Raw genomic sequence first — 25,031 nt, forward strand, 5'->3', positions numbered from 1 at the left:
CTCCTCCCTCATTTTCCAACCAAGGGGGTAGTTGGATCGACTTCAAATGAGACTTACCGGGCTTCGTAGACTATCTCACCATTAATCACGGTCATCACGCAACGCGTCTTGAGGATGTCGGCTTCCGGAATCTCCATGATATCAGCCGAAAGGATTGTTAGATCGGCGAGCTTGCCGGCTTCAATCGAGCCACGAAGTTTTTCTTCAAAGGCCGCAAACGCAGGCCAAATCGTGAACATCTTCAATGCCTGTTCGCGCGTCGCTTTTTCTTCCGGATGCCAGCCTTCGCCTGAAAAGCCGCGAATGTCTTTGCGCGCGACGGCGGCGTAGAACTCGATCATCGGCTCGCCGCGTTCGACCGGCGCGTCAGAGCCACCGGCGATAATCGCGCCCGATTTGATTAAGGTTTGCCAGGCGTATGCGCCCTTCGTCCGGGGAATCCCGATGCGACTCGGCACAAAGTGCAGATCGCCGATGGCGTGCGACGGCTGCATTGAAGGAATGATTCCGAGTTTGGCAAAGCGCGGAAGGTCCGCCGGATTTACGATCTGCGTGTGTTCGTCGCGCCAGCGTGGATCGCGAACCTTTCGATTTGCCGCCGGCACGGTTTTCAAAGCCCGCTCGTACTCGTCAAGGATGAAACGATTTGCCCAGTCGCCAATCGCATGCGTTTCGACCTGAATGCCTGTGCGCAAAGCTTCTTCAAGCATCGGCCGCAGCTCTTCCACTTTGACGCGCAGGATGCCTTTGTTGCCGGGATCGTCGCTGTAGGGTTCCAACAACGCCGCGCCACGCGATCCGAGCGCGCCGTCGGAGACAACTTTGATTGTGCGGAAGGTGAAGCGATGGTCGAACGCACCTATCGTTGGGCCTTCTTTCATTAGACGTTGCGCGTCGGCGCTTGGTCCATGCACTGCTTTGTAAAGACGAACCTTTAATTTGCCTTCACTGTAAAGTCTTTTGAAAAGTTCGACTTCGCGATAACTTCCGCCGGCGTCATGAATCTGCGTCCAGCCAAGTTCGAGGCTGCGCTTATTAGCAAGCACCATCGCTTCCTCGGCGCTACCTTCGCCGCGCGGTGGAATGCGTCCTGACACAAAGCTCTGCGCGGTGTCGATCAGCATGCCAGTCGGTTCGCCGGTCTGCTTGTCCTTCAGGACTTGTCCGCCAAAAGGGTCTTTCGTGTCCTTTGTTAAGCCGGCGAGCTTTATGGCGGCGCTGTTGGCAACGGACGCGTGACCATCGGCGCGCGTGAGGTACACCGGATTGTTCGGCGCGACTTTGTCGAGATCGGCGCGCGTCGGAAATACCGGCGGCTTCCAGAAGGTTTCAATCCAACCGCGGCCGGTGATCCACTCGCCGGGCTTGGCTTGATCGACGCGCTCTTTCACTTTGGCAAGAAATTCTTCCAGCGTCGTGATGCCTTCAAGATTTAAAGTCATCTCGCGCTGACCCACGCCGGTGAAGTGCGCATGCGCGTCAGCAAGTCCCGGCACGACGGTGGCGCCGCGTAGATCGACAACGCGCGTGTTGCTTCCCTGAAATCTCTTCACTGCCGCATTCGTGCCCACAAACACAATCCGATCGCCCCGCACGGCAATCGCCTGCGCGCGCGGCCGCTTAGTGTCGACGGTGTAAACGTTGCCGTTCGTGAATATCAGGTCCGCTTTCTGTTGAGGCGAAGCCGGGGGCAGGGCAAACAGAAAAAGACAAAGGACCGCGGTTAAGCTCTTCATTGCTTCCTCTCAGTGGCCGCGAGTTTGAGCGAGCGCAGGAGTTATATCACAGCGCAATGCGGGGGCGGCAAGAAGCGCATGATGGATTATTTAGAGATGCGAACTGAAGTAGCGGTTACCTCACTTTGCAGTCACAAAGCTGACCTGATAAGCGCTGCCATTTGTTCGACACATGCCGTCCTCTATAATCTGCTCCCGCAATAACAATTAAGCGAAGCAGCGTAACCGCGACGCAGTTCTAACCAGAAGGAGCAAGCAACTTGAGAGTTGATTCACTAACGATTGATACGACCGCGGGCCCGACTACTGCCTACGTAGATCGACCCGCCGAAGATACAAACACCGCCGTCCTTCTGATTCATGAATGGTGGGGCATTAATCAGCACATTCGCGACCTCGCGCGCCGGTACGCCGATGAAGGTTACAACTGCGTCGCGCCCGATCTATTTCGCGGACGCGTCGCGCAGGATGTCAAAGAAGCATCAGCACTGATGGATGCGCTCGCCATCGAAGACGGCCTGGAAACAATCCGCCGTACCATGGAAGCGGCACGGGACAAATACGGCTTCGATCAGTTTGTCATCAACGGCTACTGCATGGGCGGCACGTTCGCTCTGCGCGCCGCGTGTGAGATTCCTGAATTGAAAGCTGCCGCTCCGTTCTACGGCGACATTCCGGAAGAAGATGTTTTGAAAAAGTTGACCGTGCCCACCCTTTTCATTGCCGGCAAACTCGACGCGTGGATTAACGAAGCGAAAGTGAACGGCCTAAAAGAAGCGGCTACGAAACATGACTTGCCCGTTGAAGTAGTTTCCTACGACGCCGATCACGCTTTCTTCAACGACACGCGTCCCGAGGTTTTCGATCCTGAAAGCGCGCAGGATGCGTGGCAACGCGTCCTCCGGCATTTCAAGAAAAGTTTTTCCTAATCAAATGTTTAGAGGAGGGCTACCGCCCTCCACGCGGGCAGTAGCCCGCGTCAAAACGAAGGATTTTTATGATTGTTGCGTGTCCGAAATGCAGCGCAAAGAATCGGGTCGATGAGCAAACGGCGACCGAAAGGCAACCCGTGTGTGGCAAGTGTGGAACGCAATTGCCTGCACCTGAGGCGACGGATGGAAAGCCGCACCCGGTTACCGACGATAGCTTTGCGCGTGATGTAGTTGAAGCTTCGGCAACTCAACCCGTGCTGGTCGACGCGTGGGCTGAATGGTGTGGGCCGTGCCGGATGATCGCGCCGCTGCTGGATGAATTGGCTGCTGAGGCAAACGGGCGCTATACGATTGCCAAATTGAATGTAGACGAGAACCCACGAACCGCAGCCCAGTTCAACATCCGCAGCATACCCACGCTGCTGATCTTCAAAAACGGAAAGCTCGTGGACCAAATCATCGGCGCCCAGCCGAAACAGGCCATTGCCGCGCGCCTCGCGGCGCAGATCTAATCTCGAAGTTCAGGGCTTCCTATATTTGCCCACTTCACTTCTGTCTTAGAACAGTCGCAATGTGAACATGCGCGGCGACGGATTATTCGGGCTGGTCCGATTCATTGTGACTTCGACGAAGTACAGTTGACTCGTGAAATCTATCGTGCCCTGAATCGTGCACTTCGCACACGGGTTGTCCATGCTTCGGTTTCTGGCCGTGCAAAGCAACACCGGATCCTGACCGCATGCTTTGATCACAAACAGCTTGGCCTCAATGATGGTGTTTATTGGCGCATGCGAGCCCATCTCCAGTGTCGTCCACCCCGGCTTGTTTGGATTTGCGTTGTTGTCGAACGTGTTCGTCACGTTGTAGCGTGCGACGACAATCGTTCCCGCGGCTCCGGCCTTGAATGCAATATCAGCCGTGCCGAACGCGAAGGTACTAAGCGACGCCTCGTCCACCGCACCGGTCGAGCCGACCGCGGTCCATGGCCTGGGCGGTACCTGAAATGCGGGTTCGGGCGCGTTTGCTGAAGCCAGTGATGATCGAGAACTGCGCCCGACGACCAGCGCCGTTGCCAGCAACGTCAACACAGCCGCGCAGACCAGTCCAAACCGAATTCTATTTTTCTGTTGTTCCGAGAAGTTCCTTTTCATGATGTCCTCCGTGGGTAAGAGGCGCCGGCGAGCATTGACGCGCGTCGGCGTCAGCGTTGATTGATGAGCTTACGTTGCGAGGGCGGCGGCATCATACTCTCCAGGGGTCGAGGACTCAACAAAATATTGACTTTAATTTAGGGCAGGAATATGCTTCGCCCGCCTCGCAATAGAATTTTACTAAAGCCGAGTTCCACCGACTCGAACCCATAGACCCGGAACTCGAAACTTTTATCAGGCTGGATCCCAGAGCCTGCGAACGACACCGTTACTCTCGCTCCAGCCGGCAACACGAGAGGCTTCCGCAGGATCACTACGCGCAGCGTGGTTATTGTGATCCTGGATCCCGGCGGTTCATAGCTTTGCTTTCCTTTGTTATTGAAGCGAGCACCATTCCAAGAGGTGAAAATGAAAAAGCTGCCCATAAGTTTTCTAGTGGTTCTTTCGCTGCCTGCCCTTACCTTTGCAGCCCAGGTGTTTGGAAGTTTGAGGTACAACGGCGCTTCAGTGGGCCCAAACGTCGAAGTACTCGTTCATTGTCCGAATCGGATAAATAAGGACCAGAAACCCGACGCGAAGACGACGACCGATCGAGCTGGAAGTTACCGAATGTATCTGCGCGGCTCAGTTAAATGCGAGCTTCGCGTTGTTTACAACGGTCGGGAATCGGACAAGCACTTCATCTATTCGGACAAGACGGATCCAGTGCGATACGACTTCGAACTGATAGACGGGAAAAGCGGTTGGCTACTAAGGAGGCGATGACATGCCGGACGAAGCAACAGCCGCGCAAAACTCGAAAGGCTCAGACGAGGGAAAAGACCCGAAGGATGCGAAAGACAAGAAAGACAAGGACTTTTGGGACAAGGCTGATGTAGTTCTCAAATTCATTGCCGGTGTCTTCACAGCCGCGGCCGTGGCTTTTATTGGACTCTATGGGTCGTACACGTTGGAGCGAAACCAGGCACTCGACACGGATACCCGTCTGTACGCGGAGCTGATGAGCCAGCGAGAGAACGCGGAGACCTCTCTCCGCAAAGACATGTTCAATTCGATCATCGGCACTTTTCTGACATCCAAATCAGCCGGGTTAGAAGAGAAAGTCCTTAACCTCGAACTGTTGGCCTATAACTTCCATGAGGCTCTCGACCTGGGCCCACTATTCAAATCCGTTCACACGAAGATTAGAAAATCCGGCGTGCAAGACGCCGATGCCTTGATTGACCGTCTGGAAGATGCGGCTGACGAGGTTAAGGGTAAGCAGGTCATGGCTCTGGAGGACAGCGGTGGAAAACTCGATGATAATGTCGAATTCGACAAACTTGAAGCCGTCGAGGGTACAACAATCCTTTACCCCAAAAACGGTGAACCGATCGAATTGATGACTGGCTCGCTTCACTTCCGGCGACCGGAAAATGCAAAGAATCCGCTGCTCAAAAACACCGCCTTTAAGATCACTGTGCTGGCCGTCGATCAGAAGGAACGAAGAATACGCGTGCAGCTTGAGGTAAAAACGCCCCGAGACACTGCCACTAGAGATTCGAACTCGAATACGGCAAAAACGAACGAGGAAATAGAAACGACCTACGCGCTGTTTTGGATTAGCCCCTTCGACTTTCCGATGATTGACAACACTCGCCTTCCTCACGGCCAACGTTGTGCCCTGGTTCTGAAAAAGATGGGAGAGGCCTCAGCGGAACTGACGCTCGTTTACTTCCCGGGATCGCACGCGAGTTTGAAGGAGAAGCCGTTTTTCGATGACGCGATGAGCGATCTATTGCAGATTCGGAGACGTTTGAATCAATGAGCCGGCCTATTCAGTTCCTGCCGGCAACTGCTTATCGACTTTCGGACGCATCGGACGGATCGCGATCTCCCACAACGTCACGTAGACAGTCCGAGTTATCCGCTGAAGTTTTTCATAGTCGATCTTCTGCGGCTCGTCGCCGGGTCGGTGGTAGTCTTCGTGTACACCGTCGAAGTAGAAGATGATCGGAATGCCCTTGCGCGCGTAGTTGATGTGATCGCTGCGGAAAAAGAAGCGGTTCGGATCTGCCGGATCATCGAATTTGTAATCTAACTGCATATTCAGGTAGGTCGCATTGATCCGCTCGCTCAACTCGCCCAGTTCGGTGCTCATCATCTTCGAACCGATAACGTAAACCGTGTTCGGGCCTGAGAGAGTTTGATTTCGTGAGTTCGTGTCGCCGTCTTTTTTACTGCGACCGATCATGTCCATGTTTAGCTGAGTCACGATCTTGTCGAGCGGCACGGTCGGATTCTCGGCGAAGTAGCGCGAGCCCCACAGCCCTTTTTCCTCACCGCAATGCCAGACGAAAAGCACTGAACGTTTTGGCCGCTGCCTGGCTCGCGCGAGCGCTTCCGCCATCGCCAGCATCGCCGTCGTTCCTGAACCGTCATCATCAGCGCCGTTGCAGATGGGATCCGCAGATCCCGGCGCGCAGACGCCGACATGATCGTAATGCGCACCCAGGGCGACGTATTCGTTCTTCAGATTCGGATCGCTGCCTTCCCAGACAGCGACCACGTTCTGGGTCATCGGGCGTTCATTCTTGACCGTGATGTTGACCTTCACGTTCTTGCTTGAGCTTAATTCGAACGTCGGCAGCGCTTCGTTGGCGTTAAACTTGCTGACCAGCGCGGCCGCGTCGAACTTCTCACCTTTAAGCAGCGCGGTCGCCATATTCATCGACATGGTAGTGGTTGAAACTGACGGAGCGTTCTGCGTAGTGGTGAATTTCTCAACCGTGAGCCGTCCGCCCTGGGTGGCACGTGCGCGAGCCTGTTCCCAATTCTGAAGCGTCTGCGGATCGGCAATCGCCAGCACGCCTTTCGCGCCGTGTTGCTGCGCATAAATTCCGGGGCTGCTCCAGTCGACGCCTTGCCGGCCGGCCAGATCAGCGCGCGTCACTCCGCGAGGAAAGCCGGGAAAAGGCTGGCCCATCACCACAATAATCTTGCCCTTTACATCGACGCCCTCGTAAGGATTCAGGTTCTTGGATTTGATCACCCACCCGCTTCCGGCGAACACCAAAGGTCCTTGCAACGTCGCCGGCACCGAGTTCGGCAGGAAGTCTTCGCCGAAAGAAAATTTCTGGCCATCGATCTCGGCTGACGATTTCGGGCCGTCAATCGCGTCGCGACGCAAAGCAATCTTTTGAAAGAAGGTTCCGTCATCACCTGCAGGCTTGAAGCCCCAGCGACTGAGGTTCAACGCGAGAAACTTCGCCGTCGTGTCCAACCCGCGCGAGGGCGTGTCGCGTCCTTCCATCTCGTCCGACGCGATAAAAGAAAGATACGCGCGCATCTGTTCGGCGTTAATCGTCTCAACCCCGCGGGCGGCGAGCACTGTCGCGGAAATTGGCTTTGGTTTGGGGGTACGCGGCTGTGCAACAGCAGCAAACGGCAGGACAAACAGACTAACGGCTAGTGCCAGTGACAGGATTTGTTTACGCATGATCGATTGTTTTGTTTCTGAGTCCCGAAAGGACGAGATTTTTATAGGCCGCAAGCGCATTATCATGCAGCAAGCTGTGGACGAGCGCAATTTACCGCGTCACGCGCGCTACTAGCCTGCACCACGCTTGAGACCGGTGCCCGGTTTCATTATTTAGCGTTACATACTGGCGGAGGGTACGGCGACCGCTCAAGTCCTACTAAGGTGCCGGCTGTGAGTTCAAGTCGATTCTTCCTACCCACATACCCTTGGTACCTGTGCGGAGCCGATGCGCGTGCCAGAAGTGGGCGATATTGAATGGATCCCTCACGATCCACGAGTAATCAAACTTCTGATCATCGTTGAACGCGACGGTCCATTCTTTCGCCACCTGACTGTCTCGCCATGCAGTGTCTTGTGAGAACTTAACTTTAGTTCTTATTTGCGGCTTTTCAACCGAGTCCTTATGGCGAGGTACGCGAATGAATTGAATTGCAAGGTTCTTGAAGAGATCGACCGCTATCGATGGGTGCAGATACGAGTAATTCTCGTGTTGGAATACATCCCGATGCAATCCGACGGTGGTCGCTTCATAACCACCGTTGTTGAGCGGGTGAACAGGAATTCTAAAAACATTCAGGCCGTAACCTTTCCTCAACAGCTATGTTGGCCCTGACTAGCCGCGTTTTCTGCGCCCGCGAAGTGGCGGGACAAATCAATGCTGATACAAAGACGAGCGTAACGAGGACAGTGGTCTTCATAGTGCGCGGGAGTGTACAAGCGAAGCTCGATGACGGCAATGAATTCTTGGCGGCGCGAAGTCCTTTGGGAGGGCGGAGTTACGCGTGCTGGACGGCGCCGACTAGTTTCGTCAGCGTGTCCTTCGCGTCGCCATAGAGCATCCCCGTGACGGGTTTGAAGAATAGGGGGTTTTCGAGGCCCGAGAACCCTTTGCCCTGACCGCGTTTGAGGACGATCACGGACTTCGCGCGATCGACCTCGATGATCGGCATGCCGGCGATCGGGCTGCCGGGGTTGTCGCGCGCGTCGGGATTAACAACGTCGTTCGCGCCAATCACCACAGCCACATCTGTGCTCGTGAGGTCTGGATTAATTTGTTCGAGTTCGTACAGCTGCGAGTAAGGCACGTTGGCTTCGGCCAGCAAAACGTTCATGTGACCGGGCATGCGACCGGCCACCGGATGAATGCCGTACTTGACGGTCACGCCTCGATTCTCCAGCACGGTGGCGAGTTCGCGGACCGCGTGCTGCGCCTGCGCGGTGGCCAGGCCATAGCCCGGCACGAACACAACCTTGCTCGCATACGCGAGCTGGACGGCGACATCTTCCATGCCCACTTCGCGCATCGTGCCCTGTTCGCCCTGGTCAGTCGCGGCAGCCGGACTGCCGAACGCGCCGAACAGAACGTTTGTGATTGACCGGTTCATCGCGCGGCACATCAGGATCGACAGGATGAAGCCCGAGAAACCGTCGAGCGTGCCCGCAATGATCAGAACGTTGTTGCCTAATACAAATCCCGTGGCCGCGGCCGCCAGGCCGGCGTACGAGTTCAGCAGAGACATCACGACCGGCATGTCGGCCGAGCCGATCGGCATCACGAGCAGCACGCCGAACACGAAAGCCAGGCCGAGCATCGCGTAGAACGGAATCACGGCGGTGGGCACGAAAATCAGATAGACGAACAGGCCGATCATTACAGCCAGCAAGCCCATGTTGAATACATTCTGGCCGCGATAAACGAGCGGCTGGCCAGGCAGAATGCCCTGCAACTTTCCAAATGCGATCAGACTGCCGGTTGTTGTGAGCGAGCCGAACATGACCTCGAACCCAAGCGCGCCCATCTTGATGTGGCCCAGGTCGGCCAGGGGCTTGATGCCCTCTGTGTAGCTGTAGTACTCGGCAATGCCGACCAGCGCCGCGGCGAACGCGCCGAACGCGTGCGACAGAGCGGTCCGTTGCGGCATCGCCGTCATCGGCACCCACACGCCCATCGCCAAGCCCAACGTCGAGCCGACCAGCAGTCCCACGATAATCCAGGTGTAGCTGACGATCTCGAAGTGCATGAGCGTGCCGATGATGGCCATCAGCATTCCGAACTCGGCCATGTGCATGCCCTTCTTGGCCGTTTCGGGATGGCTCAAGCCCTTCAATCCGAGAATGAAAAGGATTGAAGCGAGCAGGTAGCTAAATTCGATGAAGTAGGTTTGCCAGTGCATAAAACGGCGTCCGTTGTCAGTTGTCCGTTGTCAGTTGCCGCCGATTACCTTTCCGGAGATGCCACAACTGACGACTGACGACTGACAATCATTTCTTCCTCTTGAACATCCTCAACATCCGATCCGTAATCACAAATCCACCGACAACGTTGGTGCTGGCGCAGGCGACGGCGATGAAACCGAGGATCGTCGCCACCCGCCCGTGCCCCGAACCCGCGATCACAATTGAACCGACCAAAGAGATGCCCGAGATCGCATTCGTGGCCGACATCAAGGGCGTGTGCAAAAGCGGCGGCACGCGCGAGATGACTTGATAGCCGAGGAACGCCGCCAGCACGAACACGTACAGCGCAGCGATGATCGCGGGACCGGACATGGTGCCGGTGCTAAACAAGAGCAAAACAGAAATGTTATTCATACTTCCTCGCTGACTCCGGGTTTCAAGTTCCAAGTTTCAGGTTTCAAGTTCTCTACACAAACTTGAAACTTGGAACCTGAAACTTGAAACCGTCAAAGGCCAACCGCCGCCGCGACTCTTTGATTTACCCATTGACCTTCATGCGTGACGCACGATGGGCCCACCACGTCGTCGTTCATGTCGAGCTGCAGTTCGCCGTCCTTGATCATCAAATTCAGAAACGACGTGACGTTGCGTGAATAAAGTTGGCTCGCGTGTACCGGCACAGTCGCCGGCAAATTCGTCGGCGCCAGGATCGTAACGCCGTTGCGCTCGACGATTTCATCGGGCTGGCTCGCCGTCACATTGCCGCCCGTCGCTCCCGCGAGATCGATCACGACCGACCCACGTTTCATTCCGTTGACGGCCGTCTCATCCATCAAAACCGGCGCCCGGCGCCCAGGTACCTGCGCCGTCGTTATGATCACGTCGGCGCTCTTCGCTTGTTCAGCTATTAAATCGCGGCCGCGTTTTAAGGCCTCTTCTGAAAGCTCGACTGCGTATCCACCTTTGTCTTCAGTTTGCAGTCCGCCGAGATCGACTTCGAGAAACTTCGCGCCAAGCGAACGCACCTGTTCACCGGCGGCCGCGCGCACGTCATACGCTTCGACGACTGCGCCAAGCCTTCGCGCGGTGGCAATTGCCTGCAATCCCGCGACGCCGGCGCCCAAAACCAAAACACGTGCCGGCGGCACCGTCCCGGCAGCGGTCATCAACATAGGAAACATGCGCGGGATGCGGTCGGCGCCGAGCAGCACCGCTTTGTAGCCCGCGACCGTGGCCATCGACGACAGAGCATCCATTGCCTGCGCGCGCGTGATGCGCGGCACGAGCTCCATCGAAAAAGTTGTCAGGCCATTTTCCAGCGCGGGGACTAACCTGGCGGGCTCATCGAGCGGGCGCAGAAATCCGAGCACGACCGCGCCTCGCTTCATTCGTTTGAAATCTTCTTCCGCAGGGCGGCTAACGACGACCAGCACGTCAGTTTCGGCGAGCAGCGCATTTCGATCAGTAACCACACTCGCACCGGCGCTCGTGAAGTCTTCATCGGTACGCGCCGCGCCGATTCCGGCGCCGCTTTCGACGGAGACTGAAGCTTTCGCCGCGACGAGTTTCTGAACTGATTCAGGCATCAGCGCAACACGCGCTTCGCTGGGGCCGGACTCGTTCAGCACCGCGATGTTCATCTAATTTGGGTCAGAATCACCGACTTCGGATGAAGTAAGAATTGCGCGCGGAGTATATCACGGCTAACTAATTCGCTATCGGAGATGTTAACGGAATCGATCCGGCACCGTTTATTAATAGGACACGGAGTATGAAGCAAGTCGTTCCATTCGCGATTCGAATGTTTTTGACCGCCCTCGTGGCCTGGGTTTCCGGCCTCGTGCTCGTCAGCGCCGTCCTTTATTCTTCCAATGGCGGCGCCGACTTCTCCTTCACCGATATCGCCGGCTTCGGCGGCATCATCATTATCGGCTCAGCCATACTGCTGCTCATTTACTATCTGCCGGCAATGTTTTGGTTGAGACGAAAGACTTCCCGGCCGTTGTGGTTTGCCCTTGCCGGTGGTCTCATCTTGAATCTTCCCACTTTCATCCTTTTCTACTTACTTATCGGAAGAAAGATGGTTGCTTCGGAAGCCATTCTGTTCATGTTGACGTTCCTAATCATGGGAGTGATTTTTGGTTTAGGATTCGTCTGGAGCCAACTGTCTCTCGGTCGCGCGAACGGTTAAGGGTCCTCTGGACAGCTTCGGGTTGCAGGGTCTCTGCCGCGCCCTCTATAATCCCAACTTCGCGGCGCATTGGTGTAGTTGGTTAACACGCTGCCCTCTCAAGGCAGAGATCACGGGTTCGAGTCCCGTATGCGCTACCAATTAATCAGTGAGCAGTTGGGCTGTGAGCAGTGTGCGTTTGGAGAATTAAGCCCGGTTCACGGCTCTCCACACGAATCCTCTCTGACGATCAAAACAATTAGGAGAAAGCCGATGAAGCAATTGAGAAACTTCGCGCTGATTGTCGCTCTGGCTGGGCTGGCGCTGGTGCCGCTTGTGCGGCACGCGGTCAACATCCCCACAGCGGAAGCTCAGAATAATCAAACACCGCCCAAGGTTAGTTATGTGCCAATACCCGCCGGCGACTATCGGCTGGATGCGGCGCACAGCGTCATCGGATTCTCGATCATGCACAACGAGCTGGCTCTGGTGCGCGGCCGCTTTAAGGATTTCAGCGGCACAATCAAGTATGACGATAAGGACGTAACTAAATCGTCCGTTGAATTCAACGCCAAAGTGACCAGCATCGACACTGGCGTCGAAGGACGTGACCGGCATTTGCGCACGGCCGACTTCTTTGAAGTAGAAAAGTTTCCCGAAATGACTTTCAAAAGCACTCGCGTTGAGCGGAAAGGCAAGAGCTACATCCTTCACGGCGACCTGACACTCAAAGGCGTTACCAAACCTGTGGCGCTGCCGTTTACCCTGACTGGGGCTATCAAAGACGGGCGCGGCAATACGCGCATTGGCATCGCCGCGCAAACGAAAATCGATCGACGCGACTTTGGTATCACCTGGGGGAGTGCCTTGCCGGGTGGCGGCTTTAACGTGGGCCACGACGTGATGATCGATCTGCAACTGCAAGCCTTTCAGCCTCCGGCGCCAAAGCCGGCAGACTGACAAAGCTTTCAAAGGCAGAAATCACAGGTTTGAGTCCCGTATCCGCTGCAGGCGGCAGCAGAAACAGAGCCGAGCGACAATTCGCTCGGTTTACTGTTTTTATTGCTTGCGTTTGATCTTCCCGTAAATCAGCTCGTCCATACCTGCTATCACGCGAATCTCATACTGCGCAGCGAGATGCTGTTGTTCGTCGCGACGAAGGATGATGTCCTTTTCGGAACCGTCGACCACCTCCGCCAGCGGTATAAAACTAACGTAGCGTTTGGCATCCTCACTCGCAGGTGGGATTGAACCGTACGCCTGAACCACTGGCCGATCGCTGTAAAAAAGCGGGACCTGAGCGTAGTAATAATGACCATTCGCGAACAGAATCAAAGGACCACGCTCAGCCGGGCTCGCAACGCGCGCGAGTCCCGCAAGCTGGGCGAGGGGATCTTCCGTTCTGCGGTTTAGCATTAGTGAAGTCACGCTGTACAAACCTCCCAGCGCCAGCAGCACAACTATACATACCGTGATCGTGCGCCGCACGATGGGTCGCACCGGATAAGCCTGCCGGAAACGAATGAAGAAAGCCCCCACCAGAATCGCCAGCGCCGGATAGATAGGAACGATGTACCAGGGCCGTCGTGTATGAACAGCGGTGTAAACAAGAATTGTTAGGACTGCGAAAGCGGCCAAGACCCACGAAGCGTTGCCGCCCTTCCTTCGGTTTCTGATTTCCGAAACGATCGCGAAAGGCACGATGAGGATAATCGGAAAGAACCCATCGATTAGTCGGCCGATGTAATAAAGGTAACTCGTCGGGTGCCCTTCCAGGGTCTGTGTAGCTCGCGCGATCACATGATAGCCAAAATACTCTCTTATAAATTCCTGGCCGTGCCGCGCGTACATTAGAACGTGCCACGGCAAGACAATGATGAGGGCGACCACACACGCTTGCCAGAAGTGTCGCGACTTGAGTTCAGACCGTCGCTTGTCCATAAACAGGGCCAGCATAAGAGCAACGGGAGCAATGATTCCCGCAGCCCCTTTCGTCATCAGTCCGAGTCCGCACGCCGCCCAAACCAAATACCACCACCGCTGGTCATTCCGTGCGCGCAGGTAGGCGTAAACAGCCGTATACGTGAATAGCGTGAGCATAACTTCCATCGTTCCAAACCGTGAGAACGAGAGGAAGTGATAACAAACGACCAGAATCACGGCGGCCAGAAAACCGGCTCGCTTGCTGTACGCGATGCGGCCAATGTTGTAAGTGACCGCCAGCAACAGCACGCCACTAAGCGCCGATGGAAACCGCGCGGCGAACTCGTTTATTCCTACGACGCGATATATCGCGGCCGTGATCCACATGAATAGCGGCGGCTTTTCAAACCAGGGCGCATGTTGCCAATGAAGTGTCAGCCAGCTGCCGCTCTGAACAATTTCCTTCGAAACTTGCGCGTAAATCGCTTCATCCCACGCCGCAAGCGTGCCGCTTCCCAATTTCCAAAGAAGCGCAAACGCTGTGATCAGGGAGAAGATTATCCACGGAAAGTTAGCGAGCAGCTTTTGAAAGAAAGATCGCGATGACGTCATGTTTCTATTTTCCTTTCGCCGCGTTGTCGCTGGACACACGACCGCCTGGTGCGCAAATCTGCTTTGCGCCGAAACGTCAAAATTGTCTGTTGAAAAAACTATGTGTCCCGAACTAATGACGCTCGGGGCCAGGCTCGCTCGCGCCAGGGATGCGATGATTCATTAAACGTCGACACGCTTAATGCCCCCCAACGGAAACTTGCGGGCAGCTGTTCCCGCTAGTACAAGAACAAGTAACCCAGGATTCCGATTGCGATAGACAAGTCTGCCAAACGATTGAATTGCGGAGCTGAGCCGAGTAGACGCAGCAGCACACCCGCAATAAACAGTGCTTGCCATCAGTCCCAACTACCCCTAGATTGTCTAGGTTGCCGCAGCGTACCAACTCTCTCCCTAGACTGTCAAGGGGGCTACAGTTACTCGTGACTCAAAGGCGGTGATCGACGATTTGGGTGACGGCGCTGCGAGTGGGATCTGGCAGGCACTGTTTTTCAGGACCAAAGCCGCCGTGGGCGTTAGTTTTCTAAGGAGTCTGAAGAAAGGAGGAAAAATCATCGAACTAAATCTTCCGAGGCTCGTACGAAGAAGTTCGCGCCACCATACCGCGTCGAAATCTCACGAATCGAAAAGGATTTAGCTACTCATGAAATTCAGATTTTTTTCCACCGCTCTTTTAATCATTGTCCTGTCCAGCGCGGCTTTCTCGCAGACGCTTGATACAGCCAAGCTCGACAAATTTCTCGATACCCTCGCCCAAAAGAACAAGGCCATGGGAAGCCTGGCGATTGCCAAAGACGGGAAGGTTCTTTACACGCGCGCCATTGGTTACAGCCAAATCAATGGAACCGAAAAGACGCCCTCGGCAGTCACCACCAAATACCGAATCGGCTCGATTACAAAGATGTTCACCGCCGTGATGGTTATGCAGCTCGTTGAAGAAGGAAAGCTGAAGCTGACTGACACCCTCGACAAATTTTATCCGCAGATTCCGAACGCTGCGAAAATCACGATCGAACAAATGCTCAGTCATCGAAGCGGCATTCATAGTTTCACCAGCGATCCGGATTTTCCGACGTGGCTGATGAATCCGAAAACCCAGTCCGAACTGGTCGAAATTATCGCCAAAGGCAAACCCGATTTCGAGCCGGACTCTAAGGCGGCTTACAGCAACCCGAACTTCGTCCTGCTCGGCTACATCGTCGAGAAACTGGACAAGAAGTCTTATCAAGACGCTCTGAAGGCGAGAATTACTTCGAAGATCGGTTTAAAAGACACATATATCGGCGGCAAGACCAACGTCAAAAACAACGAGACCTTTTCCTTCAATTACAAGGACGAATGGAAGGTGGCGACCGAAACCGACATGAGCATTCCCGGCGGCGCGGGCGCGCTGGTTTCAACGCCAACAGATTTGACGAAGTTTATTAACGCTTTGTTTGATCTGAAACTCGTTTCGCAGGCGAGCCTGGACCGGATGAAGACTTTCAAAGACCGTTATGGTTTCGGAATGATGCCGTTTCCGCTCGGTGACAAGACAGTCATCGGTCACGGCGGCGGAATCGATGGCTTCAACGCAATGCTGTTTTATTTGCCGGAAGAGAAATTGGCGGTCGCCTACACCTCGAACGGTCGGGCATATCCGCCGAACAGCGTCATCACCGGCGTGATGGACATCTATTGGGGCAAGCCGTTTACCATTCCGACTTTTGAAACCGTCAGCGTTAGCGCGGAAGTGCTGGACAAGTACATTGGAGTTTATGCGAGCTCTGAATTTCCGCTGAAGATCACGGTTACGCGAGAGGGCACGACACTCAAAGCGCAGGCCACGGGTCAATCAGTCTTTCCTCTCGACGCGACGGCGCCGGATAAATTCAAGTTCGACGGGGCCGGAATCGTGGTGGAGTTTGACGCTGCAAAGAATCAGATGACGCTGAGACAAGCCGGCCGCGTAACAGTCTTTACAAAAGAGTAAGGACGTAGAGCTTTGCGCGCTCCTCGGCCAGCCCGCAGGGCTGAAAGAGAGTAGCCGAGGGTTGAGCGCGCAGCGCGATACCCCCGGGTAGAGTGTCTATAGTTTGACCCTGAAAGGGTCACAGAACTCGTGGCACCCTTTCAGGGTGCGAATTCTGCGCCGACGTTTCCGGGGGTCTACGCTTCGCTGCGCCCCGGCTACTCTCTAGCAACCTTTAGGGTTGCGAACAATTTGACTCAAGTACGTTAATGCTCTCCCAAAGGGAAAGGGGAGCCAGAACCGAGCGGCATCCGTTTATCCCGAATTAAAGCTCACGCCCGCGAATGGCATCTGCTTTGCCCTCTTAACCTCACACGGATTAATTCGTCCGATTCTGAATCGCTCATGAAAGGGCAGCGGTCGGAATTCGTATCCCTATGAAACCTAATCTGAAAAAGTTATCTGAGCAGGTAATCGTCATTACCGGTCCCACCAGCGGCATCGGTCTCGTCACGGCCCGCATGGCGGCAAAAGGTGGTGCGCGCCTCGTGTTGGCTGCGCGCACGCAAGGCGCGCTGCGCGAACTCGTGGATGAAATCCGCGCGGGCGGCGGAGAAGCCGAATACGTCGTCGCCGATGTCGGTGACCCGCAACAGGTAAAGGACGTCGCCGATCTCGCCATTCGCAAGTTCGGCGGCTTCGACACGTGGGTGAACAACGCTGCCGTTTCCATTTACGGAAAGATGGAAGACATTGCCATTGAAGACCATCGAAGATTGTTCGAAACCAACTATTGGGGTCTGGTTTACGGATCGCTCGCGGCTGCGAAACACTTGAAGGGACGCGGCGGCGCACTTATCAACGTTGGCAGTGTGCTCTCTGATCGCGCAGTCCCTATCCAGGGAACTTACTGCGCCTCGAAACACGCGGTAAAAGGATTCACCGACGCGCTGCGCATGGAGCTGGAACACGACGGTGCGCCAATCTCCGTCACGCTCATCAAACCATCATCGATCGACACGCCCTACCGGCAGCACGCGAAGAACTACATGCGAGAAGAGCCGAAGAACCCTCCGCCGGTTTACGCGCCCGAGCCGGTGGCCGAAGCAATTCTTTACGCCGCCGAAAATCCGGTGCGCGATATTTATGTCGGGGGCGCGGGCCGCGCGCTCACCGTTGGCGCGTTCGTCGCGCCGCGGCTTACCGATAAAGTGATGGAGTTCCAGATGTTCGAAGCGCAAAAGGAGGACTTCCCCAGCGCAAGTCATCACAGTGGCTTGGATCATCCTTCGGGTTCGCTGCTGGAGCGCGGCTCGTATTCGGGGCACGTCTCAGAAAGCAGCCTTTATACAAAAGGCTCTCTGCATCCATTCATCTCTGTGGGTCTGTTCGCCACGGGCCTGGGTTTGGCGTACGCCGCCACGCGCGCCTTAAGAAATGGTTCGCATTGAATGGGGATTCTGCGCGGATAAAGAGGACGACTGCGTTGTCATGCCGACGCCTTGAATCCGAGGTACATGTCCGGACTAAGAAGAGCCTTCTGCATTTGCTCCAGAAACTTTCCGACGTGAAGTCCATCCATGAGTGAATGGTGAACTTCGACCGAGATGGGCAGCCACGTGCGATTGTCGTCTTTCGAGAATTTGCCGAAGGCGATCTTCGTCGCTGATTCCTCGCGCTTCCAGTTACGCGCGTGCGAAAAGCTGGTGAATGAAAACCACGGAATGGTGGTGAAGTGCAGCCGGTCGTCGTCCGTTTCTTCAAGCTTTAGCCCCCCGCCTTTCGCCAATGCTTCAGCAACCGCCCGCGACGCCGCTTCATGAAATCTGGCGAAGTCTGAATCGTAATAAAAGTACGCGAGTCCAAAACTCTCGTTAGGCAAAAGCACCGTGGTGCCGCCGTGAATCACGTCATGCACGACAACTTTTCCGTCTCGTAACCGGTAACGAAACGGTTCGATCTCGTTCGCGGCCCGCAAAGCGAAGTAGTGGTAGGCAAGCGAGACGCTGATGTCCTTGCGCGCGCTCAGCGCACTCAAAAGGTTCGTGACATCCAGGCGCGTGCACACATTGAAGTAAGGCTTGTCGAAATGACGGTAGAACTCAAACAGGTCCCGGCGTGGCCAGCTTTCGAGATCGAGGTATCGGGTCATTTTATAGGATTTTAACTCCCTCTCACTCGGGGACGGGGTGAGGGCCGAGCCGGCGAAGCGGGCGACAGATCTTGTGATTAATATTCACCGGCAGATTGCGCATTTCGGTGTTCCGTTCCGACTGTCGCCCGCTCCGCGGGCTCAAATCATTCTACGTTCCGGATCCGGGGGCTTGCGCCCCAGGCTTTATGCTGCCGCCCGCTTCGCGGGCTGGTGTGTCCAACTTTTCAGCAAACCGCTCTGCCTTTTTCTTAAACTGCGGCGACTGGCACTCCCCCACCAACCGCTGATATTCCTGCAGATAGTCGCGGGCGTGGGTAAGCTTCGCAGCTGCGTCCTCGTTTCGGCCTTCCTGCGTATGGCGATCTGCATTCGCGATCAGAACGTCGAGATATAACGGGCCGAGCCACAATTGTCTCACGCGAGATTCAGTTGCGCGAATCAGCTCATTTACCGCCGCGCACATTTGCTCCGCTTCAGGCAATTCGCCGCGGAGCCTGTGGACCATGGCCAAACATCGTCCACCGTCCGAACGCATGTAGAACAACCCGGAGGCTTCCGCCTCTTCGTGATTTTGCTGCGCCTTTTCAAGCGCCGCGTCCAGCAAACGTCGTCCGTCCACCGTATCGGCTCCCGCGCTGGCGCCTTGCTGCGCCAGCAACATCGCGTAGTGTCCTCTCAACAGCATGCAGACACGCTTTTCGCCGATCGTTTCTGCCAGGGCGATGCCTTCGACATATTCACGCTCAGCGCGCTCCCAATCACCGAGGTGTTGAGCGCAGTCTGCCGCGATGAAGTGCGCCCAGGATCGCCGTTCGCGCGAATGGAGGCGGTCGGCAATCACGAACTCCTGGTCGGCAAGTTCCACACCGGCGGCAAAGTTGCCGGTATGACTTGCGTTTTCGCCTTGAAACTCAATCCCCACTGCCTGGGCAAACGAGACGTTGTGCCGCTCGCCAAATTCAACGGCGCGCCGCGCCCATTTGTTTGACTCGTCGTAGAGCCCGTAGTGCTGGTAGGCGCCGGCCGCCCAGGCGTAAATTTGTGTGATGATTGGCGCCGTAAAAGACGACACAGTTTCGGCGGCGGCCGCCGGCGCCACCAATTCGGCCGCGCGCTTAAGCAACTCGATCGCCTTGCTATGCCGGGCCGCGAGATGATGAAACCGCGCCTCAGTCGCGATGGCGTTCGCAGTTTCGAGTGGTTCTTTCATCGGGTCAAGAACCTTTAGGGCTTCGTGTAGATACTCGACACCCCGCTGATCACCGGTCGTTACCAGCGAAGCCGCCGCTTCCGTCTGAAGACGCGCGCGCACATGAGGGTCGAGCGTCAGTTTCATAGCTCGTTCAAAGTGTTCCCCAGCAGGAATCAGGTCGCCATGCAGCAGATACGTCTTGCCGATCGCCTCTTCGAGCTCGAGCTGCTCTTCAACCAGACCGAGCGCTTCAGCGCAATCACGCGCCCGGCCATACGACGCAACAACTTCATCGATGGCGAAGACTTTCTCAGCAGCAACGGCCGCCTGTTTGGCAAACCTTAAGCCCTGTTCATAATCTCCTGCCTGAATGTAATGGTAAGCGAGCCGCTCAACCGCACACGCAGTTGGTACTCCGCGACGTTCGCCTTCACACACGGTGCCACGCCGTTCAAGACCTTCCGCGGCGTGCCGGTGCAATCGCCGGCGGCGAATAGGATTCATTTCTTCGTAGAGCACTTCGCGAATTTTGTCGTGCGTAAACGTGAACGAGTCGTTGCCGGCCGTGTTGATTAACTGTGCGGTCGTCGATTCGTCCAGCGCGTCCAACAAAGTGTCTTCGGAGATGTTCTCAGCCGCTGCTTGCAGCTCATCGAAGCTGAACGTCTTTCCCAACACAGCTGCAATCCGCAGAACATCGTTTGTTTGATCGCCGACGCGGTCCAAACGATTGCCGATCGTCTCTTTAACGCTCTGTGGAATGACCAGCTCGCCTACGTCACATCGTTTCCAGCGTCCACTTTCACGACGCACTGAGCCCTGTTCAATCAAGGCCTTCAACACTTCTTCGACGAAGAACGGATTGCCCTCAGTTTCGCGTTGTACCGCTTCGCCAAAATCGGCGCTCACGTTCTCTCCGAGAAGTGCACTCAATTGCTCGTTGGTTTCCTGCACGCCGAAACGACGGAGGGTGATGCGAGTGACCAGCCGTTCGCGGTTCCAGTCAACCAGCGAGCGCGCCAGGGGATGCGCGCGGTCGAGTTCGGTTTCGCGATAGCAGCCAACTATCAGCGCTCGCTCTTCGCGCAGGTTGCGTAACAGATGGCCCATCAGCCACAGCGTGCCGCGGTCTGCCCAATGAAGATCGTCCGCGTAAAAAAGCAGTCCCTTGCGGCGCGCCAGATTGCAAAGAACCTGCACGACTGCGTCGAAGAAAAGCAGCCGCTCTTCCTGCGGCGACAATTCAATCCGCGCGGCAAAGGGACCCAAACGGGTTTCAATCTCAGGCGCGAGCTTAGCAATCTGGGGAGCGTTGTCCCCGAGTATTGTGCGCAGTTTCGCGTCATCTTTCTCTTCGCGGACCCAACGGCGAAACGCTTCGACGAATGGCAGATAGGGAGTCGTCGCTTCGTACTCGTAACAGCCCCCGGTCAATACCACGGCGCCATCCACTGCGGCCTGAATTGTGACTTCTCGCGCGAGGCGCGTCTTTCCGGCGCCGGGCTCGCCACTTAGCAGAACCGCGTGGCCATGACCGTCAAGCGCCCGCTGCCATAGCTGGCGAACTTCCGACAGTTCCGACGCCCGTCCAACCAGACGCCCGCGCGACAGCGCATCGAGAATGGCGACAGCAGGCGCGGCCTCTTCGTCGATCGCTGGCTGATCGAATGAGCGGCGCAAGGCGGCGGCAGTGTCCGCCGCCGTCTGGAAACGAAGGTCCGGATTCTTTTCCAACAGCCGCAGAATTAGCAGCTCAAGCTCGCGCGGTAATTCGGAACGTAAAACGCGCGGCGGCACGGGCGGCGCGTGCACGTGCTGCGAAAGGACAGTCAAAGCATCGTCACCAGTGAACGGCAGACGCCCGGTCGTTAGTTCATAAAGCACTACACCCAACGCGTACAGATCAGTTCGCGCATCAACCGCTTGTCCCAACGCCTGCTCAGGCGCCATGTACGACGGAGTGCCCAGAACCAGGCCAGCATGCGAGATACGCGCGGCTTGACCCGGCAGGGCCAAACCGAGATCCGCGAGTTTTACCGACTGGCCAGTCGTGGACATGAGCAGGTTGTCCGGCTTCAAATCCCGATGGACGATCTTATTCATGTGTGCGTGCTCAAGCGCGGCACAAATTTGTAACCCAATTTCGACAATCCGTGACAGATCGGTCGGCGGCGTGCGGCTTAAACTCGATCCGTCAACCAACTCCATTACAAAGAATGGAAGACCGTTAACCTCGCCGACGTCGTACACTGAAACGATGTGTGGATGATTCAGCGCCGCGGCGGCGCGAGCTTCGCGAATCAGACGCTCGCGCCCGTCCGCTGAGGAGTTTTCCGAAATGACCTTCACGGCCACCGGCCGCTGCAGCTCTAAGTCAGTGGCGCGATAAACGACGCCCATCCCGCCGCGACCGATTTGCGAATCAAGCCGGTAGCGGCCGCGCAATACGTCACCAGCGACAAAGCCGGGACGCGAATCGCGCTCCAGGATTTGAGTGGCCTTAGACTCGCTGGTCATGGAGTGGAAAGAATAGCAATAGCAAGCACGTGAGCGTTAGCCTCCCGTGTTAAGATAGCGGCTCTGCCCCGCAGTTTGCTCGCATCTAATACTGCTATGATTCATTTTCACCGACATCGTTTCGCATTTCTGCTGATGAGCCTGAGTACGATTATCGCGGTGGTCGCGCCGCTGTTTCTGATTTCGAGCTGCCAAAGTTTGCAGCAGACGCCGCCGGAGTTGAAGGCGCGGGAAAACCTGCGCTCGATGACGCGCGGCGGCGTGCTGCCGGCGGACAATGTGGTCGCTCGCATCGAAAACGATTTTCCGCGCACGACGGCCGGATCGCTCGCGAAAGTTGTGCGCGCGCGCATCAGGTTGAAGGCGAATGACCATGCGGGCGCGGCGTCGCTGCTCGATTCGCGCGCGTTCGCCGATCACACGACGATTCCAGATCACGTTTTGTGGATGCGCGGCAACGCGCTTGAGCAAGCCGGTCGTCGCGTGGAAGCGCGGGCGGCTTACGAAAGCCTCGGCCGCGATTATCCAAATTCGTTGCGCGCGCGTGACGCGTTGATTCGTGTCGCACAGATGATGATGCAGGATGGGCAGTTCGCCGCTATGCCGTCGTTGCTGAGGCCGCTGGTTGAAAAGAATGACGGAACCGCCTTGTTGCTGGCCGCGAAAGCTCACGAGCAGCTCAGTGACTCAACGGGCGGACTCGCGAGCTATCGACGGGTCTACTTCTTCGCGCCCGCGTCTTCCGAAGCCGGAGAAGCCGCCAGCGCAATCTCTCGTCTCGGATCGAGCACTGCGCCCGCAACTGCCGACGAGGCAAAGTCGCGGGCTGAGAAACTCTTCGCGGCCAAACGTTACGGTGAAGCGTACGACGCTTACACATCTCTGTTTCTTGGTTCACCTTCATCGCTGACTTCGGAACTGGCGGCGCGTCGAATCATTGCTGCCGCGAACGCGCGCAAGTTTGTTGAAGCGAACGCGGCGCTTTCGGCGTCTTCAGGTGCAACCGGCGAAGCTCGCGCCGAAGCGATCTACCACGTGGCGCTGGCTTACGCGCGCGGAAAACAGTGGGCTTCGGCGCGCACTACGGCTGAAGATCTCCGCCGGCAATATCCGACCAGCCTGTGGACGATGCGCGCCTTCGTGCAATCCGGACAGCGCGCGGAAGAAGCTAAGAATGATGCGGACGCGAGCCACTTCTATCGCGCCGCCGTGAGCTCCTTTGCCGGCAATCCGGAAGTCACGCCTGCCCATTTCTATATCGCATGGGTCGCGCATGAAGGGAAAAACTTTACGGAATCATCACGGCTATTAATTGAACACGTGGCAACGTACGCGGGCAACAACTCGGACTTCCGCGGCAAGTCAGCTTACTGGGCAGCGCGCGACAGCGAACGGGCCGGCAAACTCGCTGAAGCGCGCGCTATTTATCAAGCTCTGTTAGATCGTTACGACGCAAATTGGTACGGCTATCTTTCGAAGCAGCGATTGGCTGATTTAGATCGCGCGGGCGCGCCGCGCAGAGACTTTCCGGCGGACTCGCAAATTGGCCGCGCGGTCGCGAATTTGAAGACCGTGACGGTGGCTGAGGAAACGGCAGGTCAAGCCGAAGACGAGCGAATTGCGAAAGCGGACCAGCTCTCAATCGTCGGCAGTGACGATTGGGCGCTGGAAGAACTCGCGTTGGCCGCGGCGACCGCGCCAAACAGTCCCCGCGTTAATCTCGCGATTGCGAAAATTTATCGATCGCGCAACGACAACGTGCAGGCATTCAACGCGCTGCGACGCAGTTATCCGGATTACTCGCAGATGAAAGTGGAAGAGATGCGCCGCGAAGAGTGGGACGTCTTCTATCCTTTGCAGTACTGGGACATCATTTCTCAGGAAGCGCGGGCGCGCGGAGTCGATCCTTACCAAGTCGCGGGATTGATTCGCCAGGAATCAGTTTTTAATCCGCGGGCAGTTTCTTCGGCGCGGGCTTACGGCCTTATGCAATTGATCGTGCCGACGGCGGTCACTACTGCGCGACACGTGGGCGCCGATCGCTCAATCACGATGGACGCATTGTTTGAGCCGCGCTTTAACATTCAACTTGGCACGGCGCACTTCAAAGAGCTACTCGACAAATTCGGACGCATTGAATACGTGGCCATCGCGTATAACGCCGGACCCGGCCGCGTCGGGCCATGGCGCGCCAGTTTGCCTTTGCAGATGGATGAATTTCAGGAAGGGGTGCCGTTCCGCGAGACGCGGCTCTACATTCAGGGGATAGTGCGCAACGGCCTTCAGTATCGAAGGCTCTACGACGAGAACGGAAACTTCCGATCGGAAGTAGGCGCGCGCGCGGTTTATCCTTCGCCCGGCTCTTCGCCGTCGCCGGCCGATTCAATCAAAATCCGCCGCATGACGGATGAAGAGGAAGAATAGTCCACAGATTACGAAAGACTGTTCTTTTGTACTTGGAACTTTGTTCTTAGATATCTGAGGTGGGTTGATGTCATATAGTGACGTGCTACTTCAATTTGAGAACAAAGTACAAAGCCCAAAGCACCAAGTACCATTTGGCGCTGCGTAATCTGTGGATAGTTCATTCATGTACACCCTCAAAGTCCGTTCAAAACAACGCGAAGAACTCGTCGAATTCACCGACGAAGTTCAGCGCCAACTCACTGACTCAGGGGCAAAGGAAGGCGTCGTCGTGCTTTATGTGCAGCACACGACCGCCGGCCTGACGGTGAACGAGAACGCCGATCCGGACGTGCCGCGCGATATGCTGCACGCGTTGCGTACTCTGATTCCGCAGCACGGCATGGGCTTTCGGCACGGTGAAGAAAACTCAGACGCGCACATCAAAGCTAGCTTAGTCGGTCCGAGCGTTACAGTTCCCTTCAACGAGGGAAGACTTCTCCTGGGTCGCTGGCAGGGAATTTTCATGTGTGAGTTCGACGGCGGCCGCGAACGGAAGATAATCATGATGATTCGCTGAAAATTCAGTCC

The 25,031-nt window shown here is 56.2% G+C and carries 20 protein-coding genes and 1 tRNA gene; 11 read left to right on the forward strand and 10 right to left on the reverse strand.

Annotation, left to right across the window (positions count from 1 at the left end; genetic code table 11):
* Positions 1–53 precede the first annotated feature (53 nt).
* Positions 54–1,736: an amidohydrolase gene (locus VFX97_08545; GenBank protein HEX5703230.1), complete on the reverse strand. Its 1,683-nt coding sequence runs from the start codon at positions 1,734–1,736 to the stop codon at positions 54–56.
* 260 nt (positions 1,737–1,996) lie between these two features.
* Here VFX97_08545 and VFX97_08550 point away from each other — a divergent pair, with 260 nt between their 5' ends.
* Positions 1,997–2,665 carry a dienelactone hydrolase family protein gene (locus VFX97_08550; protein ID HEX5703231.1) on the forward strand — a complete coding sequence of 223 codons (669 nt, stop codon included), beginning with the start codon at positions 1,997–1,999 and terminating at the stop codon, positions 2,663–2,665.
* Positions 2,666–2,829: 164 nt separating this feature from the next.
* Complete coding sequence (gene trxA / locus VFX97_08555; GenBank protein ID HEX5703232.1) at positions 2,830–3,180, forward strand: thioredoxin; 351 nt, start codon at positions 2,830–2,832, stop codon at positions 3,178–3,180.
* 45 nt (positions 3,181–3,225) lie between these two features.
* Here the strand turns inward: trxA and VFX97_08560 are convergent, their stop codons facing one another.
* Positions 3,226–3,819 (reverse strand): hypothetical protein, encoded by a 594-nt coding sequence (locus tag VFX97_08560; protein ID HEX5703233.1) that lies wholly within the window; start codon positions 3,817–3,819, stop codon positions 3,226–3,228.
* Between the two features lie 408 nt (positions 3,820–4,227).
* Here VFX97_08560 and VFX97_08565 point away from each other — a divergent pair, with 408 nt between their 5' ends.
* Both VFX97_08565 and VFX97_08570 read left to right on the forward strand, forming a co-directional pair.
* On the forward strand, positions 4,228–4,584 hold the full coding sequence (locus VFX97_08565) for a hypothetical protein (protein HEX5703234.1): 357 nt from the start codon (positions 4,228–4,230) through the stop codon (positions 4,582–4,584).
* A gap of 1 nt (position 4,585) precedes the next feature.
* Positions 4,586–5,626 carry a hypothetical protein gene (locus VFX97_08570; GenBank protein HEX5703235.1) on the forward strand — a complete coding sequence of 347 codons (1,041 nt, stop codon included), beginning with the start codon at positions 4,586–4,588 and terminating at the stop codon, positions 5,624–5,626.
* Positions 5,627–5,632: 6 nt separating this feature from the next.
* Here the strand turns inward: VFX97_08570 and VFX97_08575 are convergent, their stop codons facing one another.
* The 5 genes from VFX97_08575 to VFX97_08595 form a co-directional block, all read right to left on the reverse strand.
* Positions 5,633–7,297, reverse strand: a complete 1,665-nt coding sequence (locus VFX97_08575; GenBank protein HEX5703236.1) for a M20/M25/M40 family metallo-hydrolase — start codon at positions 7,295–7,297, stop codon at positions 5,633–5,635.
* A gap of 199 nt (positions 7,298–7,496) precedes the next feature.
* On the reverse strand, positions 7,497–7,934 hold the full coding sequence (locus VFX97_08580) for a hypothetical protein (protein HEX5703237.1): 438 nt from the start codon (positions 7,932–7,934) through the stop codon (positions 7,497–7,499).
* Between the two features lie 181 nt (positions 7,935–8,115).
* Positions 8,116–9,513: an NAD(P)(+) transhydrogenase (Re/Si-specific) subunit beta gene (locus VFX97_08585; protein ID HEX5703238.1), complete on the reverse strand. Its 1,398-nt coding sequence runs from the start codon at positions 9,511–9,513 to the stop codon at positions 8,116–8,118.
* Positions 9,514–9,601: 88 nt separating this feature from the next.
* On the reverse strand, positions 9,602–9,931 hold the full coding sequence (locus VFX97_08590; GenBank protein HEX5703239.1) for an NAD(P) transhydrogenase subunit alpha: 330 nt from the start codon (positions 9,929–9,931) through the stop codon (positions 9,602–9,604).
* A gap of 92 nt (positions 9,932–10,023) precedes the next feature.
* On the reverse strand, positions 10,024–11,157 hold the full coding sequence (locus VFX97_08595; protein HEX5703240.1) for an NAD(P) transhydrogenase subunit alpha: 1,134 nt from the start codon (positions 11,155–11,157) through the stop codon (positions 10,024–10,026).
* Positions 11,158–11,288: 131 nt separating this feature from the next.
* Between VFX97_08595 and VFX97_08600 the strand changes: the two genes are divergently transcribed.
* From VFX97_08600 to VFX97_08610, 3 genes are all read left to right on the forward strand, one after another.
* Positions 11,289–11,708: a hypothetical protein gene (locus VFX97_08600; protein HEX5703241.1), complete on the forward strand. Its 420-nt coding sequence runs from the start codon at positions 11,289–11,291 to the stop codon at positions 11,706–11,708.
* Positions 11,709–11,771: 63 nt separating this feature from the next.
* Positions 11,772–11,848: transfer RNA gene (locus VFX97_08605), tRNA-Glu, on the forward strand.
* 112 nt (positions 11,849–11,960) lie between these two features.
* Positions 11,961–12,647, forward strand: coding sequence for a YceI family protein (locus VFX97_08610; GenBank protein HEX5703242.1), 687 nt, complete (start codon positions 11,961–11,963; stop codon positions 12,645–12,647).
* 99 nt (positions 12,648–12,746) lie between these two features.
* Here VFX97_08610 and VFX97_08615 read toward each other — a convergent pair whose 3' ends face one another.
* Positions 12,747–14,222: a glycosyltransferase family 39 protein gene (locus tag VFX97_08615; GenBank protein HEX5703243.1), complete on the reverse strand. Its 1,476-nt coding sequence runs from the start codon at positions 14,220–14,222 to the stop codon at positions 12,747–12,749.
* A gap of 643 nt (positions 14,223–14,865) precedes the next feature.
* Between VFX97_08615 and VFX97_08620 the strand changes: the two genes are divergently transcribed.
* Positions 14,866–16,194 carry a serine hydrolase domain-containing protein gene (locus VFX97_08620; protein ID HEX5703244.1) on the forward strand — a complete coding sequence of 443 codons (1,329 nt, stop codon included), beginning with the start codon at positions 14,866–14,868 and terminating at the stop codon, positions 16,192–16,194.
* Positions 16,195–16,610: 416 nt separating this feature from the next.
* Positions 16,611–17,624, forward strand: a complete 1,014-nt coding sequence (locus VFX97_08625) for an SDR family oxidoreductase (protein HEX5703245.1) — start codon at positions 16,611–16,613, stop codon at positions 17,622–17,624.
* Between the two features lie 38 nt (positions 17,625–17,662).
* On the opposite strand, the gene VFX97_08630 is transcribed toward VFX97_08625, so the two are convergent.
* Together VFX97_08630 and VFX97_08635 are read right to left on the reverse strand one after the other, a co-directional pair.
* On the reverse strand, positions 17,663–18,325 hold the full coding sequence (locus tag VFX97_08630; GenBank protein ID HEX5703246.1) for a chloramphenicol acetyltransferase: 663 nt from the start codon (positions 18,323–18,325) through the stop codon (positions 17,663–17,665).
* Between the two features lie 151 nt (positions 18,326–18,476).
* Positions 18,477–22,037 carry a protein kinase gene (locus VFX97_08635; protein HEX5703247.1) on the reverse strand — a complete coding sequence of 1,187 codons (3,561 nt, stop codon included), beginning with the start codon at positions 22,035–22,037 and terminating at the stop codon, positions 18,477–18,479.
* A gap of 96 nt (positions 22,038–22,133) precedes the next feature.
* Between VFX97_08635 and VFX97_08640 the strand changes: the two genes are divergently transcribed.
* Both VFX97_08640 and VFX97_08645 read left to right on the forward strand, forming a co-directional pair.
* Entirely contained in the window at positions 22,134–24,461 is a 2,328-nt protein-coding gene (locus VFX97_08640) for a transglycosylase SLT domain-containing protein (protein HEX5703248.1), read from the forward strand.
* Between the two features lie 166 nt (positions 24,462–24,627).
* The gene (locus tag VFX97_08645) at positions 24,628–25,020 is read left to right on the forward strand and encodes a secondary thiamine-phosphate synthase enzyme YjbQ (GenBank protein ID HEX5703249.1); all 393 of its coding nucleotides are present in this window, start codon (positions 24,628–24,630) and stop codon (positions 25,018–25,020) included.
* The last annotated feature ends 11 nt before the right edge of the window (positions 25,021–25,031 follow it).

This window comes from Pyrinomonadaceae bacterium, from assembly GCA_036277115.1.
Lineage (GTDB): Bacteria > Acidobacteriota > Blastocatellia > Pyrinomonadales > Pyrinomonadaceae > UBA11740.